This window comes from Lachnoclostridium sp. An131 (genome assembly GCF_002160825.1).
Classification (GTDB): domain Bacteria; phylum Bacillota; class Clostridia; order Lachnospirales; family Lachnospiraceae; genus Laedolimicola.
On record NZ_NFLI01000004.1, the window covers coordinates 60,412 to 76,750 of the forward strand.

18 protein-coding genes are annotated in these 16,339 nt (G+C 52.2%); 4 read left to right on the forward strand and 14 right to left on the reverse strand.

Features of this window, described 5'->3' with window-relative positions; translation table 11 throughout:
• Nucleotides 1-33: 33 nt before the first annotated feature.
• The 3 genes from B5E77_RS04130 to B5E77_RS04140 all read right to left on the reverse strand — a co-directional run bounded on the left by B5E77_RS04130 (nucleotide 34) and on the right by B5E77_RS04140 (nucleotide 3,792).
• A complete protein-coding gene (locus tag B5E77_RS04130) occupies nucleotides 34-1,002 on the reverse strand; it encodes an ABC transporter permease (RefSeq protein ID WP_242963603.1) in 969 nt (322 codons plus the stop codon).
• The gene (locus B5E77_RS04135) at nucleotides 999-2,501 is read right to left on the reverse strand and encodes a sugar ABC transporter ATP-binding protein (protein ID WP_087164121.1); all 1,503 of its coding nucleotides are present in this window, start codon (nucleotides 2,499-2,501) and stop codon (nucleotides 999-1,001) included. Before B5E77_RS04135 ends, B5E77_RS04130 begins: the two co-directional genes overlap by 4 nt.
• 121 nt (nucleotides 2,502-2,622) lie before the next feature.
• The gene (locus tag B5E77_RS04140) at nucleotides 2,623-3,792 is read right to left on the reverse strand and encodes a sugar ABC transporter substrate-binding protein (RefSeq protein WP_162609639.1); all 1,170 of its coding nucleotides are present in this window, start codon (nucleotides 3,790-3,792) and stop codon (nucleotides 2,623-2,625) included.
• Nucleotides 3,793-4,200: 408 nt separating this feature from the next.
• Here B5E77_RS04140 and rbsK point away from each other — a divergent pair, with 408 nt between their 5' ends.
• Nucleotides 4,201-5,142 carry a ribokinase gene (rbsK, locus tag B5E77_RS04145; RefSeq protein WP_087164123.1) on the forward strand — a complete coding sequence of 314 codons (942 nt, stop codon included), beginning with the start codon at nucleotides 4,201-4,203 and terminating at the stop codon, nucleotides 5,140-5,142.
• Between the two features lie 103 nt (nucleotides 5,143-5,245).
• Here rbsK and B5E77_RS04150 read toward each other — a convergent pair whose 3' ends face one another.
• The 4 genes from B5E77_RS04150 to B5E77_RS04165 form a co-directional block, all read right to left on the reverse strand.
• Nucleotides 5,246-6,067 (reverse strand): BtpA/SgcQ family protein, encoded by an 822-nt coding sequence (locus B5E77_RS04150; protein ID WP_087164124.1) that lies wholly within the window; start codon nucleotides 6,065-6,067, stop codon nucleotides 5,246-5,248.
• A 15-nt stretch (nucleotides 6,068-6,082) separates the two neighbouring features.
• A complete protein-coding gene (locus B5E77_RS04155) occupies nucleotides 6,083-7,165 on the reverse strand; it encodes a DUF4432 family protein (RefSeq protein ID WP_087164125.1) in 1,083 nt (360 codons plus the stop codon).
• Nucleotides 7,162-7,656 (reverse strand): heme-degrading domain-containing protein, encoded by a 495-nt coding sequence (locus tag B5E77_RS04160; RefSeq protein ID WP_087164126.1) that lies wholly within the window; start codon nucleotides 7,654-7,656, stop codon nucleotides 7,162-7,164. Before B5E77_RS04160 ends, B5E77_RS04155 begins: the two co-directional genes overlap by 4 nt.
• Before the next feature lie 114 nt (nucleotides 7,657-7,770).
• On the reverse strand, nucleotides 7,771-8,637 hold the full coding sequence (locus B5E77_RS04165) for an SDR family oxidoreductase (protein WP_087164127.1): 867 nt from the start codon (nucleotides 8,635-8,637) through the stop codon (nucleotides 7,771-7,773).
• Between the two features lie 294 nt (nucleotides 8,638-8,931).
• Between B5E77_RS04165 and B5E77_RS04170 the strand changes: the two genes are divergently transcribed.
• Nucleotides 8,932-9,708: a DeoR/GlpR family DNA-binding transcription regulator gene (locus B5E77_RS04170; RefSeq protein WP_087164128.1), complete on the forward strand. Its 777-nt coding sequence runs from the start codon at nucleotides 8,932-8,934 to the stop codon at nucleotides 9,706-9,708.
• A gap of 54 nt (nucleotides 9,709-9,762) precedes the next feature.
• Here B5E77_RS04170 and B5E77_RS04175 read toward each other — a convergent pair whose 3' ends face one another.
• Together B5E77_RS04175 and B5E77_RS04180 are read right to left on the reverse strand one after the other, a co-directional pair.
• Nucleotides 9,763-9,969 carry a hypothetical protein gene (locus tag B5E77_RS04175; protein WP_087164129.1) on the reverse strand — a complete coding sequence of 69 codons (207 nt, stop codon included), beginning with the start codon at nucleotides 9,967-9,969 and terminating at the stop codon, nucleotides 9,763-9,765.
• A complete protein-coding gene (locus B5E77_RS04180) occupies nucleotides 9,920-10,213 on the reverse strand; it encodes a hypothetical protein (protein WP_143468575.1) in 294 nt (97 codons plus the stop codon). Before B5E77_RS04180 ends, B5E77_RS04175 begins: the two co-directional genes overlap by 50 nt.
• Before the next feature lie 168 nt (nucleotides 10,214-10,381).
• Here B5E77_RS04180 and B5E77_RS04185 point away from each other — a divergent pair, with 168 nt between their 5' ends.
• On the forward strand, nucleotides 10,382-10,735 hold the full coding sequence (locus B5E77_RS04185) for a TnpV protein (RefSeq protein ID WP_087164131.1): 354 nt from the start codon (nucleotides 10,382-10,384) through the stop codon (nucleotides 10,733-10,735).
• 53 nt (nucleotides 10,736-10,788) lie between these two features.
• Here B5E77_RS04185 and B5E77_RS04190 read toward each other — a convergent pair whose 3' ends face one another.
• The 3 genes from B5E77_RS04190 to B5E77_RS04200 are packed head-to-tail and all read right to left on the reverse strand — an operon-like array spanning nucleotide 10,789 to nucleotide 13,335.
• Entirely contained in the window at nucleotides 10,789-12,144 is a 1,356-nt protein-coding gene (locus B5E77_RS04190; protein WP_087164132.1) for an ATP-binding protein, read from the reverse strand.
• Nucleotides 12,137-13,057, reverse strand: a complete 921-nt coding sequence (locus B5E77_RS04195) for a hypothetical protein (protein ID WP_087164133.1) — start codon at nucleotides 13,055-13,057, stop codon at nucleotides 12,137-12,139. Before B5E77_RS04195 ends, B5E77_RS04190 begins: the two co-directional genes overlap by 8 nt.
• 11 nt (nucleotides 13,058-13,068) lie before the next feature.
• Nucleotides 13,069-13,335 carry a DUF6429 family protein gene (locus tag B5E77_RS04200; RefSeq protein WP_087164134.1) on the reverse strand — a complete coding sequence of 89 codons (267 nt, stop codon included), beginning with the start codon at nucleotides 13,333-13,335 and terminating at the stop codon, nucleotides 13,069-13,071.
• Nucleotides 13,336-13,602: 267 nt separating this feature from the next.
• On the opposite strand from B5E77_RS04200, the gene B5E77_RS04210 reads away from it, so the two are divergent.
• The gene (locus tag B5E77_RS04210; protein ID WP_330394616.1) at nucleotides 13,603-14,634 is read left to right on the forward strand and encodes a MobA/MobL family protein; all 1,032 of its coding nucleotides are present in this window, start codon (nucleotides 13,603-13,605) and stop codon (nucleotides 14,632-14,634) included.
• A gap of 135 nt (nucleotides 14,635-14,769) precedes the next feature.
• Here B5E77_RS04210 and B5E77_RS04215 read toward each other — a convergent pair whose 3' ends face one another.
• Nucleotides 14,770-15,660 (reverse strand): hypothetical protein, encoded by an 891-nt coding sequence (locus B5E77_RS04215; protein WP_087164135.1) that lies wholly within the window; start codon nucleotides 15,658-15,660, stop codon nucleotides 14,770-14,772.
• A 15-nt stretch (nucleotides 15,661-15,675) separates the two neighbouring features.
• Nucleotides 15,676-16,329: a potassium-transporting ATPase subunit KdpC gene (gene kdpC / locus B5E77_RS04220; protein ID WP_087164136.1), complete on the reverse strand. Its 654-nt coding sequence runs from the start codon at nucleotides 16,327-16,329 to the stop codon at nucleotides 15,676-15,678.
• Nucleotides 16,330-16,339: the final 10 nt, after the last annotated feature.

Consider the following 16,339-nt stretch of genomic DNA (forward strand, 5'->3'; position numbering starts at 1 on the left):
TCCTGAGACGTCCAGTCTAAAAAAATTGATTACTTACGCTTTTTTCTTTTTCTTTCTGGACGTAACCATACTCTGGAAGATTTCCACATAAGCAGCCACAACGATCACAAGGCCCGTTGCCACGTACTGCCAGTATGTGTTTACATTCATAACTACAAGGCCTACCTTCAATCCCGAGAAAAGAATCGCGCCCAATACAGTTCCCCAGGGATTTCCGCGTCCGCCTGCCATACTCGTACCGCCGATAGCGGCTGCTGCGATGGCGTTCATCTCCCATCCGTTTCCGGTCGTGGGATCTCCGGTTCCCAGCTTCGCCACCTGGATAACGCCTGCCAGCGCCGTACCCAGCATACCGATTGCGTAAGCCATCATCTGAATCAGCTCCACGCGCACACCGGAGAGTCTCGCCGCTTCCATATTTCCGCCGATTGCATAGATATATGTACCAAGGCGGGTTTTCCGAAGCAGAATATAGACAATCACAGCCCACACCAGGAAGATTACAATAGAAATGCGGATATCGCCGATAATCTTAAAGTTCAGCATATCACGGTAGGAATCCGGAACGCCAAGCACAGGATATCCATTTGTAATGATGTAAGCAACACCGCGGTATACAGACTGGGTACCCATGGTAGCGATGAACGGCTGCAGCTTCATCTTCGAAATCAGGAAGCCATTCAGCAGGCCTGCGAGGAAGCCTACAATCAGGCCTACCAGCATACAAAGCACCGGATTCACGCCTGCCACTGCAAGCTGCGCCACCACGCAGCCGGCAAACGCCAGCGCGGAGCCTACAGAAATATCGATACCGCCGGTGATAATCGGCAGCATGATGCCCACACCCATCAGGCCGTAAATCGTCGCCTGATCCAGAATATCAATCAGGTTCACAGGGCGGAGATAAGCGGGATTCAAAACACCGAAAATCAGCGCCATTGCCAGGATGGCGATAATAACGCTCAGCTCCCGGAAATTGTTTTTAAAAAGCTTTTTCATCATGTCTGGCTACCTCCTACTGCATAGGTAATAATACGTTCTTCTTCAAATTCTTGACGTTCCAGCTCTCCAACCAGATGGCCCTCTCTCATAATCAGCATACGGTCACTCATGCCGACTACCTCTGTCATCTCAGAAGACACCATGATAATGGATTTTCCAGAAGCGACAATCTCCTCCATCAGCTTGTAAATCTCCGCCTTCGCCCCGATATCGATACCTTTGGTCGGTTCGTCCATAATCAGGATGTCCGCATCTGTGGAAAGCCACTTTGCCAGAATTACCTTCTGAGCGTTGCCGCCTGAAAGGCTCACGGTCATAAATTCCGGATCGTTGGGCGTCAGGCCTACCGTCTTACCTACCTTCAGCGCATTGTCATCCTTGATCTTCCGGTTGACAAAAATGCCCTTCATATACTTTTTCAGGCTTGCCAGCGCAATATTGTCTGCATTATTGAAGTTCTTTACAAAGCCCTCTTCCTTACGGTTCTCAGATACCAGGCCGATGCCCATTTTTACAGTCGTGTTCGGCGTACGGTTTTCCGGAAGCTTCTGCCCGTTGTAGTACACATCGCCTCCATAGGTCTTATCTGCCCCAAAGATCGCGCGCATCACCTCAGTACGCATAGCTCCTACAAGTCCGAAAAAGCCCAGAATCTCGCCCTTATACAGCTCAAAGCTGATATCCTCAAAGCCTGCGGGGCCGCTCAAGTGCTCTACCTTCAGGACTACCTTGCTTCTGTCAGCGCAGGACGGCTTCTGCCGGCGCGCAAACATGGACACGTCACGGCCCACCATGTTCTGCACCAGGACCTCCTCCGTCGTGTCTGCAAGATTCAGCGTTGTGATATACTGTCCGTCCCGGAGAATGCTTGCCCGGTCACAGATTTCAAAAATCTCATCCATCTTATGGCTGATATATAAGATTGTTATGCCCTGTGCCTTCAGGTCCCGGATAATTCCAAACAGGGTCTTAACTTCCGCGTTACTTAAAGATGATGTAGGCTCGTCAAAGGAGATAACCTTTGCATGGCGGTACAGAGCCTTTGCGATCTGAATCATCTGTTTTTTTCCGGCTGAAAGACTGCCCACCTTGTCATCCGCCTTAAAATCGCAGCCCAGCCTGTCCAGCAGCTCCTGTGTTTCCTGCTCCATCTTCTTTTTGTCCAGCAGCACTCCCTTCTGGGGCTCGCCGCCCAGCATCAGGTTCTGAGCTACTGTCAGTTCAGGAACAACATTGATTTCCTGATGCACCTTCGCGATTCCGAAATCAATCGCGTCCAGCGCGTTTTTAAATTTTACTTCTTTCCCCTCAATAAAAACCTTACCTTCGGTGGCCGGAAACATTCCGTGCAGAATATTCAACAGAGTTGATTTACCGGCACCATTCTCGCCAAGCAGCGCATGCACTTCCCCTTCCTTCACTGAAAAGGACACGTCGTCTAACGCCTTCTGGCCTGGAAAAATCTTGGTGATATGCTGAAACTCAATATATTTTTCCACTGATACGCCACCTCTCTTAGTCCAATGCTTCTTGCTTCCGTATAAATGTCCGGAGCAGCCATGCTGCCCCGGACATCCTTTCTGCTTTACCTTCTCTGTAAACCGGGTTTACTTGTCAAGATTATTCCTCTACAGTGAATCCAGTCCATCCAAGAACTTCCTCATTGCTCAGGTCGCAGTTCTCAGAATCGATAACAGCGTGCGGAGAGTAGATCTTTTCCGGAACGTCCTGTCCAGCCAGTGTACGAACCAGCATCTCTACTGCTACCTGTGCCTGATAATACGGGAAGTCATTGACAGTCGCGCTCAGCTCTCCAGCCTTGATGGAGTCCAGAGCCTCAGTCGTTCCGTCTGTACCAACTACCAGAACCTTGCCCAGCAGGTCAGCTTCCTTTACAGCCTCCAGAACACCCATTGCCATGGTGTCATTGTTTGCATAGAAAGCGCCGATATCCGGATTGTTCTGAATGATTGTCGTAGCGATATCCTTTGCCTTGGTGCGGTCCCAGTCAGCGTTCTGCTGTGCCACTACCTCGATATCCGGATAGTTTGCTTCCATGTAGTCTACAAAGCAGTCTGTACGAAGACGTGCAGCCTCTGCAGTCGGAAGACCCTGGATTACAGCTACCTTTCCTGTTCCGCCAAGCTTTGTGGCAATCCACTCTGCTGCCATCTCAGCAGTCTCTTTGTGGTATGCTACTACTTCCGGAAGGTCTACGTTCGCATCCTTATCATTTACATAGGTCATCGGGATGCCTGCTTCCTGTGCCGCCTCGATAGCAGCTGTCAGGTTTGTATCGGAAATCGGGGCTACCATCAGCGCGTCATAATCGCCGTTGCTCATAGCCTTCATTACGGTTTCCTGACCCTGTACGTCAGACTCGCCTGCCGCAGACTGTGCTGTTACGGTTACATCCAGTCCAAGCTCCTGAAGAGCCGCTGCCGCTGCCTCTGCGCCTTCCTTCTCCATTCTCCAGAACTCGTTCTCGAAGGCCTTGCCGCAGAATCCGATGTTGAAGGTCATATCCTTTGCTGCTGCCGGAATCGCTCCAAGCTCTTCCTTAATGTCGTCGTACCTTACATGAGTATCTGCAGTCTCGGCTGCATCCTCTGTCTCAGCTGCGTCCGTCGTCTCCTCTGCCGCTGCATCGGTCGTCTCTTCCGTTTCTGCCGCGTCTGTCGTCTCCTCGGTTGTGGTGCTCGCCGTATCATCTGTTCCACCGCCGCAGCCAGCAAGCAGTGTGGCCGTCATAGCGCAGGCAAGCAATGTTGCAAGCAATCTCTTCTTCATTTTTGCTTCCTCCCTGATAGTATGAAGTTTTTGTCTGGTCAGCAGCTCCATTCTTTCCAACTCAAAATCCAACAAACTCCACTCTATTCCAACCGAGTTTGGGGTTTTCTTTTGGAAAATTGGATTTGCATTCCCAAGTGATGTTATGATTTTAACACTGTCTCCCGGTCTTGTCAACCGAAAATAGAACTTTTCTACAATTTTTATTGTGTTTTATCTCCATTTTATGGGAATTACGACAATTTCCATTTGCTTTTTCCATCCATTTATTATATAATTTCATGAGAGCCTGTTTCAAATCCAAAAGCACGGTTTAAAACTTGGATTTCCAATTTTGTTTTGTGTTTTCCAACTTTTATCCTTTTTTCTTAAAACAGGAAAAATACCAGTAGAAAGGAATCTGCAGCTATGAGCAAACAAATCGTTATTCTTGGCAGCATCAACTATGACATCACAGCCTCTGCGGAACGGCTTCCCGCCCGCGGGGAGACGGTAGCCGGCTTCTCTGTCGATATGTTCGGAGGCGGCAAGGGCGCAAACCAGGCCGTTCAGTCGGCTCAGATGGGCGTTCCCACCGCCATGATCGGACAGGTCGGAAACGACATGCAGGGCAGCGCCGTACTGGAAGCCCTCAAATCCAAAGGCATCAACTGCAGCCGCATTCATGTTTCCGAAACGAACCGGACCGGCTGCGCTTCCATCTACGTCGATCCGAACGGAGACAACATGCTGGTTTACGCTCCGGGAGCAAACCACCATATTACAAAGGAAATGATCGACAACGGACGCGACGTCATCGAGCAGGCAGCCGTTTTCATTACCCAGACCGAGATCAATATGGACGCTGTGATTTACGGCCTGAAGCTGGCCCGCGAGGCAGGAGCCATCACAATCCTGAACCCGGCGCCGGCCCTTCCCCTTCCCGAGGAGGTGTATCCTCTTGTGGACTTCATTACGCCGAATGAGACAGAAAGTGAATTCTACACCGGCATCCTGCGTTCCGATATGCCCATCGAAGAGTGGAAAGAAAAGACCGCCCAGTGGTTCATGGACAAAGGCGTAAAAAATCTCTGCGTCACCATGGGAGAAAAGGGCGCTTTCTATTCTAATGGAACAGAAGCCATCAGCGTTCCCGCCTTCCCCATCACAGCAGTGGATACCACCGCTGCCGGAGACTCCTTCCACGGCGGACTGGCCTACGGACTGGCAAACGGCTATGACATCGAGACCTGCCTGAAGATCGGAAGCGCCTGCGGCGCTCTCTCTGCGATGACTCTCGGCGCACAGAACTCGATCCAGCCGGAGGAGCGCGTGCTTGCCTTTTTGAAGGAGCGCGGAGTGGAACTCTGATTTCCACCCGAATTCTTACAAAACATCAGGATATAAAAATACAGAAACGCAAAAATCCGGAAGAGCTTCCTGCGGCTGCAGGCCTGCTCCTCCGGATTTTTTCTCAGCCTCTGAGGCGTTCTACAGCCGCCATAAACGCCCGGGCGCGCTCCGGATCGACCTCGTTCTTCCAGTTTCCGTCCTTCTTAAAATAGCTTCCCACGATCGCTCCGTCTGCACAGCCCAGAAGCTCCGGAATATTTTCCACAGTCAGTCCGCTTCCCAGGAAAATCGGCAGTCCGACACGCTTCTTGCAGCTTTCCACCTTATCTACGCTGGGCGGCATTCCCGTGTCAAATCCCGTGACGATCACTGCGTCTCCGTCCTGCGCCTCGATATCCATCGCCTGCTCTTCCACGCTGCGGTCATGAATAATATAGTGGCTTCCGTGCTTTACATTGACGTCGCACAGGAACGCGATATCCTCTGCCTTCAGGCTGCTTCTCATGCGCGCCAGCTGTCCGCCGATGGCCTCGATATATCCCGACTGGGAAATGAAGGCGTTGCACCATTCGAACACCCGCACCCAGCGGGCTCCGCCTGCCACCGCGCAGGCCAGCGCCTTGTCCGCTCCGTTCATATGAATCTCCGCGCCCACAGGGATGGAGACAGAATTCGCCACCTCATAGACGCCTACGGCCACAGCCGCCACCGTCTCCGGCCCAATCTTTTCTCCCTGGAGATAGGGAATGTCCCACATATTCTCCACCTGAACGCCGTCCACGCCGGCGTCCTCCAGCATTTTTGCCTCTTCCTTTGCAGTCTCAAGGATTTTTTTCATTCCCATCGACGCCGGATCATACAGCGGCGATCCCGGAAGCGGGCGCAGATGCACCATTCCGATAATCGGCTTTTTCTTTGTAAATATCTTGTCCAGTCTCTGCATCTTAAAACCTCCCTTTTACTCTCCCATAATCCTTTGAATCAGTTCCTTTTTCTGCTCAGCCTCTTCCGAAGCCAAATACCCTGCCGTAATTTCAGACACAAAGGTCTCTCCGCCCGGAAGGCTGCGGACATTTCCTTTCTCCTTCTCCGCCAGGTAGCCTTCCGGCTCTGCCGTTCCGGGAAGCACCATGCCCATCGCCTGCCAGTCCCTGTGATATACGATCCAGCGCACTGCACAGTTCAGCACATTCGCGTCATAGGTCGTATAATCCGCACTTCCGTCCGGATGCTGGTACAGATAATGTACAAAGCCGTTTTCATCCTTCACCGGACTGCGCAGGAAGGTTACGATCTCCGGATCGTAGACGTCGTCCTTCCCGATAACGCGGGTTACCGACACATCCTCTCTTACCCGGTCCAGGAGCTCCAGGAACTTCGGATTCACCTCGCTGTACTGCGGAATACTCAGGCGGGCAGACATATGCTCCTCATCCCACGGAAGAGTCTGATAGATTTTCGCCCCGGCCTCCGCCGCATTGTTGATATGGCACTGGTACATCAGATCCATCGGAGCGCTTCCCATATTCTCCACCTCCAGGCGGATATCGATAAGCGAAGAGCCCGCATACAGCTTCGTCATCGGGCGGGCGGCATAATGATCCGCAAAGACCTTATAGTACTCGTACAGCCCCGTCACCGCCAGGTAGCGCCCCTTCTCATCCTCTCCGGAGACAATGGCTGCCTCGTCGTAGGTCACGTAAGGAAGCTCCCCATGGTGCGGATGCGTATCCTTCTCAGACGGGCAGCCCATGCGGAGGATTCCGCAGTGCATGACATAGCAGCCATACGTATCGCGGAATTCCTTCCGGAATTTCGGAATACGGCAGGCATTTTTCATCTTCAGGGATCGTCCGCAGAATACGGCGTCCCAGACCATCTGCCCCTGATAGGGAAGTACGACGATATAACCCTTGCTGTTCTCAAGCTTCACCCCGCAGACGCCGCTGTCGTACCGGAACAGATAGGCCTTCAGCTCTCCGTCGTCCAGAAACAGCTGTTCCTTATCGGAAAACATCTGCTCTCTTAACTGAATTTTCATACCCTTCTCCTTTCCTGCTCCTCCAGATACTCCCGCATCACCTCAGCTGCCAGGGCATGATCCTCTTCCTCCGTAAGCCCGGAGACTGTGACCGTCCCTGCGATTCCCATACCGCGCACCTGCACCGGCACACTGCCTCCGGCAGCCGCGTAGTCCGCTCCGTTTAATCCGTACCTGGGACCGATGGAATCATTTTTCAGCTGCATGTACAGCGATTTCTCATAGGAGCTTTCAAAAAAAGTATACACCGTATTTTCCTTGCGCGCAATCCATCGTTCGTTGACCGGCGCCGTACCGTCCATCGCCATATAAAACAGCCTCCTGCGGTTCAGCGTCACACTGGCCGCAATGCAGAGCCCCCGTTCCTCAGCCTTCTGATGAAGCCTGCAGCCAAGCTGCCAGGCCACTGCGCTGTCAAAGCGTTCAAAGACCAGATCCTCCCAGCACGCTCTGGCAGCCCTGGTTTTCTCTTCCCATTCTGTTTTTTCCATCTGTCTGATACCCCCGTTTCTTCTGTTTTGTAAGCAAAAGGCCCGGACAGGGAAGCTGCGCTTCCGGGCCGGGCCTTTTGAAAAAGCCTTTCAGGCAGGACTCCTTCTGCCCCTTTACCGGATCACTCCGAACTCCTTCAGGCAGATTTCCACGGCGTCCCAGGTATCGGTCCATACCATTCCCGCCTCTTTCGCCTTTGAGGTATCAAGCCGCACGTCCCGGTTATGATCCAGATACTTCACCGTATCCTCCTTCAGTACCTGAGGCAGCTTATCCTCCATACCAAGCAGGCGGATAATATGCTCCACAATCTCATAACGGCTGTGATTATTTGTCGCGCCCAGGTGATAGGTTCCGTAGGGGCTCTCGAACAGCCTCTCAAAATTGGCAATCGTCTCATAGACGTAAGCCATACCGCGGAATTCGTGCCGGGACGCCACGATCGTCTCCTGGTTCCAGAGCTTGGTCAGCGTATCCCAGAGGATTCCGTTGGACATGTTTTTTCCGCGCTCAGGAAGGCCGAACATCCAGGTAAACCGGGCAATCCAGAGCTCTCCCAGAATATTCCTCAAAAGTCCTTCCGCTTCCAGCTTGTTTTCGCCGTATACGGTATTGGGCACTGCCTCGTCCTCCTCCTGAAAGGGTGAGCCTGCCGTATTGCCGTTGAATACCTGCTCAGAGCTGATAAATACCATTGCGCTTTTGTATTTGGCTGCCGCCTCTGCCACATTTACCGCGCCGTCCACATTGATCCGGTGAGCCACATCCGGATGCTGATTACAGAAATCCGTCACCGCAATCGCGCCGGCGTGAACGATAATGTCCGGCCGGTATTCACCCACGCAGGCATCCACCGCTTTCGCATCTGTAAAATCCAGCTCCTCCTTATCCGTTACCAGAAATTCATACTTGTCCCTGTAGTAGTCCGCCAGTCTGGAGCAGAAAAATCCCTTTCCGCCAGTCAGCATAATCTTTTTCATAACTGCAAATCTCCTTTCTGATTCTCGTCCTGATTTGACCGGAAATCCTTCCTGTGTCTTCCGAAATTCCATTTCTGTCCTTATTATAATTCCGATCTGACTTATTTTCCATAGATTTTCTGCAAAATTCCCGACAACTTTCAAGGAAAAACTTGAAGTTTCAAGTTTTCCCTGTCATTTCTTGAAATTACATGCTATAATGTCGTCAAGCATTATACCGCGCCGCATGGCATCCCCCGGGAGAACCAATTTTCACATTCCTATCAGCGGTAATAAAGAAGGAGGAAAACTCTTATGAAGGCGTCCGAAATCTCCGAACGCAGAAATCAGATCGTAGAGCTTCTGAAAGAAAAGAAATTTCTTAAAATCACAGAAGCAGTAAAGCTTCTGGACGTATCGCACGAGACCGTGCGCCAGGATTTCAATTACCTAGAAAAAAGAGGCCTTTTGAAAAAGGTGTACGGCGGGGCGCAGCTCGCCGAAAACGGCCCGACCGCCGATCTGCAGTTCCGGGAAACCTCCCATTACGCCGAAAAGCTCGCTATCGCCCGGGAGGCCTTAAGGCTGATCCCTTCCGGCCCCTGCACCATCGGCCTGGACAGCGGAAGCACTGTGGCATTCCTGGCCTCAGAGATGAGAGCGCTCTCGCCCAAAACTATCTTTACCAACTCCTGGGCAAGCATGACCGCTCTCCTGGACAGCGGACATGACCTGTATTTCAGCGGCGGCCGCCTGATACGGAGTGACATGTCCTTCCATGGAAATATCACCCGGAACGCCTTTGAAAACATTGCCATGGATCTCTGCTTCATGGGCTCCAGCGGCGTCTGGAACCACAGCGGAATCTGCTCAGCCTCCTATCCTGAGCTGGACGCCAAGCGCCAGTTTATAGAGCGGAGCAGCACAAAGGTGGTGCTGATGGACAGCTCCAAATTTGCCACCTCATCCTTTATCGAGGTGGCCAAATGGAATGAAATCGATATTCTGATTACTGACAGCCACATCGCCGCGGAGATGAAATACCGTCTGGAGCAGGAGCTTAAGGTCATCACGGCAGTCCCTGCGCGCTAAACGCGCAGGGACTGCCGTGCTTTGTTTGAATAAGGCTGTGTAAAACAGGGCCGCTTAACCGGACTCTCCCAGGTGGCTGGAGTACACATTCAGCGACTGCTCCAGCTGCGCTGCGGCACCCTCCGTATCATCCGCCAGCCCACTCACATCCTGCCAGCCCAGATGAATCTCACTCTTCTGCCAGCCGGAAAAATAGTTGTCCGCCGCACTCTCATACTCCTCTTCTGAGATAGCGTTCCCGTCCGCATCCTTGCAGCTCACACTCATATCCGGCCATATCGGAGACGATCACCTCGTATCTGCCATTGCGGTCCAGATCCGCCACCGCATACTGGCACAGCTCGCCCGCGTATTCCAAATCCGGGCACCACTGACTTCTGTTCTCCGCAATCACCCGCAGCTGCTCATCGACACTCCTGTGCCCGTTCAGGGAATCCAGGTAATCCCAATATTCCTCCTTAACGCTCATGATGGTCTCTATGCTGTCCGTATAAGAGTTTTTCATCAGATATTCCGTCATGATGTAATTTATAAAGGGTGGATTACACCACCGAAAATTACATCATGACTGCGGCTCATTTGTGGCGAATGAAAAGACCGTTGTGATGAAGGAGGGATGCCCTGCACCTGACCGTAACTGTCAACTCCACACATTCCCACAAAGGAGGCCGTTATGAAACTGACCTACACCCAATATGGGGATTATCTGATTCCCAATCTCGTATTGTCAGACACAAGGGAGTACCACATCTGCAAATATGGCCGGATGCGCCGTGTCTATCTGAAAGACCACCGTCCGGCCCTTTACAGTATCCTGCTGCTCACGGAAAAACTCTTTCCCCATTTGGCAGAGATCGACGCTGCCTGCAAAACCCGGCTGGACATCATCGAGACTGCCCTGATGCGCCGGGAAGGCGTGACCGAGGCACTGAAAGCCGCCGATCAGATGGAGTGGGTGCGCCGGAGAAATGGCATCCACAGCCGGGCAGAAGAAATCGTTCTGCATGAACTTGTGTACGCAGAATAAGCAGCAATGCCCTCACAGCAAGCCGTATAAGCCTGCCGTGAGGGCATTTTTCGTTATTTCAGCAACTTCCAGTATCCTTTGCGGTCGGAACCGATGCGCTCAATCAAGCCAGCCCCTTTGAGCATTTTTAATCTAAGCGACACGGTTTTCCGGCTCAGAGACAGGTTTTCGGCAAGGAAAGTCGTTGTGTATGCTGGATCGACGGCAAGGAGATTCAGAATTTTCAGTGATGTCTCATCCAGCGTATCTGTCACCTTATCTGTTACCTTTTCTGTCACCCTGCCGGTAACAGAACGGATGACCCGATCTTCCGGTGCGGTGAATTTTATCATAATGTCACCGGGATTGATGGTATATTCCGGCTGTGGTACGCCGTCCTTTTCACAAGCAGAGCAGATTTTCTCAATGCCACGTCCCCAGCTCTCAATAAAGCCCGCCAGATAGAACACATGGGCAATGTTGGGGTTGTAGGGGCTGGAAGCGTGCTTGTTCATCAGGTTTTCCAGCGTCCAGTTTTCCGGCAGGCATCCGCAGTTGGCGATGTACAGCTTATCTTCGTAGACACTGATCTGGATGGGTACGCCGGATTGGTACTGCTTGTGGCATAAGGCGTTCAGCAAGGCTTCCCGCAGGGCTTCTTCCGGCACAAAGTACCGCTCGATCCGCTGCATCCCCTCATACGTGATTTTGGCCCTCATGTACTTGAGATACACCAGCTCCACGATCTTGTCGATCTGTTCCAGAATGGAACCGTGGATTTCATCCTGATACAGCAAATCCGAGTCTGTCTCAAAATAGCCGATTTTCACATACGCACCCAGCTGCCATTTCTCCGGGTCTTTGCTAAACAGGAGCATGGCTGCATTGGTCAGATACGGGCCGTTCATCAGGTGCAGCTTTTCCATCAGCACGTCTTTTGGCTCATCCAGCACGCTTCGGTCAATGCGTCCCTTTTTGGCGGCCCACTGCTTAAAATGAGCCACCGTTTCGTCATCCACATCGTCCAGCGAAAAAGCCGGTAGCGGCAGATTGTCCCAGGTAGCACCCCGCTTGCGCATGAGGAAGGCCTCCAGCGCCGGGCCGGTCAGAATCTGCCGGGTGCTGCCGCTGCGGTAGTAGTAGACGCCCTTGCAGGAGATGCCGATGGGATACGGCGGCACGTCGATCTCAATGTATTCCTTGCCGTCCTCGTCCAACAGGTTGACACCGACAATAATGCCCATTGCGTCCCGGATTTTATTGGGAATGTCCTCCAGCAGCTTGCGGGCGTTAGGCAGGCCCACGACATTCCCTTCGTCATCGCAGCCGATATAGATTTTGCCGCCCTGCGCGTTGGCGTAGCCGCAGATCCATTCGAGATATTCGTCCTTCCACTTGCTTTTCCATTCCGTATTCTGGCTCTCAGGCATTTTCGTCACCATCCTGTTCTTTCTGTTTTCCCCGGCTTTTATAAACATTATACTGGTTTTTGCACCGTGCGCTGCAAAAAACGGCGTTGGCGCGGCTGCTCATAAACACCTTCTGGCAGTGCTTGCACAGCCGCAGCGGTCTTGCCTCGTCCACCAGCATGAAGCTGAACATCATCTGGATACCCAGCAAAAGCGAGTGGAAGTCCCAGTAAATCGTCGGCTTTTCCAGCAGCTCGATGTGGTAGCTGGGCGCGATCCCGCCAAAGGCCGCCATCGCCTTGCGGTACAGGTTCCGAGTTCCCTCATCGATGGAATCGTAATCGTGGTAATACAAAATGGAAGTCGTCAGCGTGAAGGCCCAGTCCTTGAGCTGCTGGGCGATCCAATCGTAGGGTTCCGCATATTCACGTTGGAAGCTCATCGTTTTCGCCATTGGCTCGTCGGCAAAGGTCATGGTCAGCGCGATCATCGTGCGGTCATTTGAAACCGTCCAGTCAGATTCCACGCCCTTTTTCACCATGTCCAGTTGCTCAAAGGGATAGAACAGCGCCAGATAATCCTCCGTCTCCATCGTCTCTGCCTTGATGAAGTGATTCTTCGGCAGGTAAACAGCCTCGTAATCCATGAAAGACGGCGTGGTGGGCAGCGCCGTCATCAAGCCCAGCAGGCCGTACTTTGTGACAAATTCCAGAATGGCCGTTTCCACGTCCACATCTTTCCTGCGGCCCATCATCAGCATCCCCACATTAAGCGCGTCCAGCACCATACCGGGCATCTCCTTCATGGGGTTATACACATCGGGCTTCGCGTCTTTCGCCGGTGTGACGTACCGCTTTCCATCAGCGGCGGTTTTCAGCTCATAGCGGTCATACCGCACCCAATGAGAACGGGACTGTTCAAACAGATTCTTCATGCCACCGTTCCTCACTTCCAATCGTCAATACCATACTTTTCGAGTAGCGACTGGGCGTATTCCTTGCCCGTTTCGGTCAAATAAACGCTCTTGCTCCTGCGGCTACCCTGACGGATCAAATCTTCATCGTCCAGTCCATTCAGCACATCAAAATCGTAACCTTTCCAGGCATAGAAGTGTTTGGCTTCCGCGAACTTTTCCCGTTCGCAAAAACGGGAAAGATAAATCAACATCATGGTCAGTTCTTTCATGGCCTGCTTTGCTTCGGTATGTTCCATGAATACCCTCCTTCTACCATGTAATCTTACTTCATAGTTTTATATTACTCGCTGCCCTTGCCGCCGTCAAGGGCGGCTTTTTTCCTGCGCCGTTTGGTCTTGTTCTCCCGGCGTATCACAGCGTCTTTTCCCTTTTCCCCAAGCAACGCAGCATATTCCTCCATAAACTGCCGCTCCCGCAGCGTCAGGCTTTTGCCTTCATCCTGCATCTGACACAGATGGGCATACAACTTCTTTTGCAGTTTCTTTCGGATGGTGTTGCGCACCTTGCGGATCTCTGCGCGGTGGAACAGCGAAGAACAGCTGCTTGCCTGGAGGGAGGCGTGGGCCACAGCGGCGAACCGCTGCCTGGAGCTGGCCGGTCACGACAGCCGCATCGATCACCGCAGCCATGCCGAGCGTGGCCTGGAGGAACGACCTACGATCCACGAGGGCGTAGTTGCCAGAGCCATGGAGAAAAAAGGTATTATCTTTGACCGGTGTGAACTGAACCGGCAGATCAAGGCGGACAATGCCTTGCTCCGGGAGCTGAGGGGACAGGTCAAAAAGCTGGCTCAGACAGTCAAAAATACCATCCCGGCACTTGCCGAGGCCATGGAGAATCTGCGTAAAAATCTGCTGCTGTTCTGTTATCAGCTGGGGTATCTCCGCAAGGGCAAGGAACGCCTGAACGCTTCGCTGAATACGTTGCGCCCTGCCCTCACGCAGTACAATCAGCTGGCAAAGGACATACGGAATAAGATGAAAGAACGCCGCAGTCTGCTCTCCGAGAAAAAGTCATTCCCTGCTGTCCATGTGTTCCGGCACCGGGAACTGGCGGCTAAAATTGCGGCGCTGACAGAGGATCTGGAGGAACTGCGTTCGGAAAAGAATCTGCTTCTGGCGTCGCTGGCATATTCCGAGGAAAATGCTGCCGATCAATTCCCTAAAGACATCGCTGCCATGGAGCAGAACCTGAAACGACTGGAAGAACAGGAGCAGAAATATTCCGCTGAGTTGGATGCTGCCCTGAATGAGTATGCCGGGCTTCGGGAGCAGGCCCACGGCTTCGACCCGGTGCAGCTGCATGAAGCAAGGCATGCCATCCGCCCCGGCAAGGAGCAGGAAGCGGAGAACCGGGTACAGCAGGTTTACGGCGAGAAGTACAGCCCGCTTTTGATGTTTGACAGCAAAAAGGCGGTTTCTCGGATGCTGAATGAAGATATAGAACAGCAGGCAGTACGGAGAATGGTGCGGCAGGCGCAGAAAGAGCACCCGATTTTTAAGTCAAAAAAAGATGATAAGGGACAGGAGCGGTGATGCCATTTCTGTCCCTTATCTTTTGTTATTGGTTATAGGTTTACCGTATACAGCGCAGACAGCTATCCCGCTTGGCGCAACACATCCGTCTGCGCTATTGATTTAGGGAAAACATAACAGTAAGTCGTGTTAAAATCAGACATTTAACGGGAATAGAAGTTTGAGAAAAACGCGCTGGGCGTTTTGCTCGCTGTTAAAACTGAAGTATCGCTTCTCGCCGCTCCCATCGTATAGCTCAAACTCTGATTCGGATATTTTCAAGGCGTACTCCAGTTGGTTCAGGGCTACATATACGGCCAGCTCCCATTCGATTCGGTCGTTCAGCTCCTGTGCGAAAATTCTGTCATAGATCCATGCAAATTCCTCATAATCAATTCCATTTTCCAGGAATTGCAGCCAGAGTCCGACCTTCTGCGGGAAGGATAACACGTCCAGGTAGTCCTGCTGTTCCTGATCTTCTGACAGATTCCCATAACAGTAGCAGGTACTCTGATGTAACCACGGGATGTACTCCCGTTCAAATGCCTCGCACAGATCCCAATCTGCCACAAGAATCCCGCTCTGCCAGTCCATATGCTGACAGAGCAAGTTCACCATCGCAGCGTCCTCTGTGTCGGCACATTCAATCCGCAGGCAGAGAGAACGGATGCTGTCCGCATAGCAGCCTGAGATTGTTTTTTGAACCGCATAGAATTTTCCGTTTTGCTGGTCCAGCAACAATGCTGCCGTTTCCTGTGAAGAAAGTTCTGTGCCAAAGATGCCGATTTTCCATTTTGGTCGGAGAGCGATCAGATACCCGCCGAATGTCTGCCAGAAATCCTGCTCGGAAAACGCAAAATTGCGAAAAAGGATATAGAGGCTATGCGCATCTTTTTTAATTCCAACGCTGGTGACCGGCATAGCCTGCGCCCAGGTGCAAAGGTCGCACAGAAATTGCAGCAGGAGTTTCCGTGTAATGTTACCCTTAAAATCGGGAACGGGGATTTCTTCCCGTTGCGATTCTTTAAAATAGTGCATCTCCTCCATAGCCGTCCACCTCTGTCACAGGATTCCCATCCGCTGTGCGATCTCGATATTGATTTTGAGCACATTGACAGTCTCCTCGCCAAAGACGCCAAAGACTTTGCCCTGGGTATTTTCTGACACGATATCTTCGATCTCTTCCTCTGTAAGCCCGGACGCTTCAGCGATCCGGGGGATCTGTATTTCGGCGGAAGCCGGGGAAATGTGCGGATCCAGGCCGGAACCGGAGGCCGTCAGCAAATCGGTGGGGATATCCTCCCGCTTTACGCCGGGATTTTTCTCCAGAAATGCCTTGATGTCCGCCTCCACGCGTTCGGCCAGCGCCGGATTGGTCGCCGCGTAATTGTTGGAACCGGAACCGATTCCGGGAAATTCCGTGCCGTCATTGTAGTACAGCTTCCCATCCTCCCCTTCCACATATACATTGTAATGATACGCAGAGGGACGGCTCCACATATAATAATCCTCGGTAAATTCCTGGCCGACATATTCCGCGCCTACCGTTTGCCCGTTGACCGTGAGAAGATTCCCGCCTGCCTGGTGAGGGAAAATCAGGGCGGACAGCCCTGTCAGCAGGCAGGGGAACAGCAGGCCGCAGACCAGCATCAGAATAACCGTAACGCCGATTGTTTGACGTGCGCTATGTAATATACGTTTAACAGATTCTTTCATCCCATATCCA

Bases quoted from the DNA above. Each gene is read 5' to 3' on its own strand.
- B5E77_RS04130 (WP_242963603.1), bottom strand. From the start codon at position 1,002: ATGATGAAAAAGCTTTTTAAAAACAATTTCCGGGAGCTGAGCGTTATT.
- B5E77_RS04140 (WP_162609639.1), bottom strand. From the start codon at position 3,792: ATGAAGAAGAGATTGCTTGCAACATTGCTTGCCTGCGCTATGACGGCC.
- rbsK (WP_087164123.1), top strand. From the start codon at position 4,201: ATGAGCAAACAAATCGTTATTCTTGGCAGCATCAACTATGACATCACA.
- B5E77_RS04150 (WP_087164124.1), bottom strand. From the start codon at position 6,067: ATGCAGAGACTGGACAAGATATTTACAAAGAAAAAGCCGATTATCGGA.
- B5E77_RS04155 (WP_087164125.1), bottom strand. From the start codon at position 7,165: ATGAAAATTCAGTTAAGAGAGCAGATGTTTTCCGATAAGGAACAGCTG.
- B5E77_RS04160 (WP_087164126.1), bottom strand. From the start codon at position 7,656: ATGGAAAAAACAGAATGGGAAGAGAAAACCAGGGCTGCCAGAGCGTGC.
- B5E77_RS04165 (WP_087164127.1), bottom strand. From the start codon at position 8,637: ATGAAAAAGATTATGCTGACTGGCGGAAAGGGATTTTTCTGCTCCAGA.
- B5E77_RS04170 (WP_087164128.1), top strand. From the start codon at position 8,932: ATGAAGGCGTCCGAAATCTCCGAACGCAGAAATCAGATCGTAGAGCTT.
- B5E77_RS04180 (WP_143468575.1), bottom strand. From the start codon at position 10,213: ATGAAAAACTCTTATACGGACAGCATAGAGACCATCATGAGCGTTAAG.
- B5E77_RS04185 (WP_087164131.1), top strand. From the start codon at position 10,382: ATGAAACTGACCTACACCCAATATGGGGATTATCTGATTCCCAATCTC.
- B5E77_RS04190 (WP_087164132.1), bottom strand. From the start codon at position 12,144: ATGCCTGAGAGCCAGAATACGGAATGGAAAAGCAAGTGGAAGGACGAA.
- B5E77_RS04195 (WP_087164133.1), bottom strand. From the start codon at position 13,057: ATGAAGAATCTGTTTGAACAGTCCCGTTCTCATTGGGTGCGGTATGAC.
- B5E77_RS04200 (WP_087164134.1), bottom strand. From the start codon at position 13,335: ATGGAACATACCGAAGCAAAGCAGGCCATGAAAGAACTGACCATGATG.
- B5E77_RS04215 (WP_087164135.1), bottom strand. From the start codon at position 15,660: ATGGAGGAGATGCACTATTTTAAAGAATCGCAACGGGAAGAAATCCCC.
- kdpC (WP_087164136.1), bottom strand. From the start codon at position 16,329: ATGAAAGAATCTGTTAAACGTATATTACATAGCGCACGTCAAACAATC.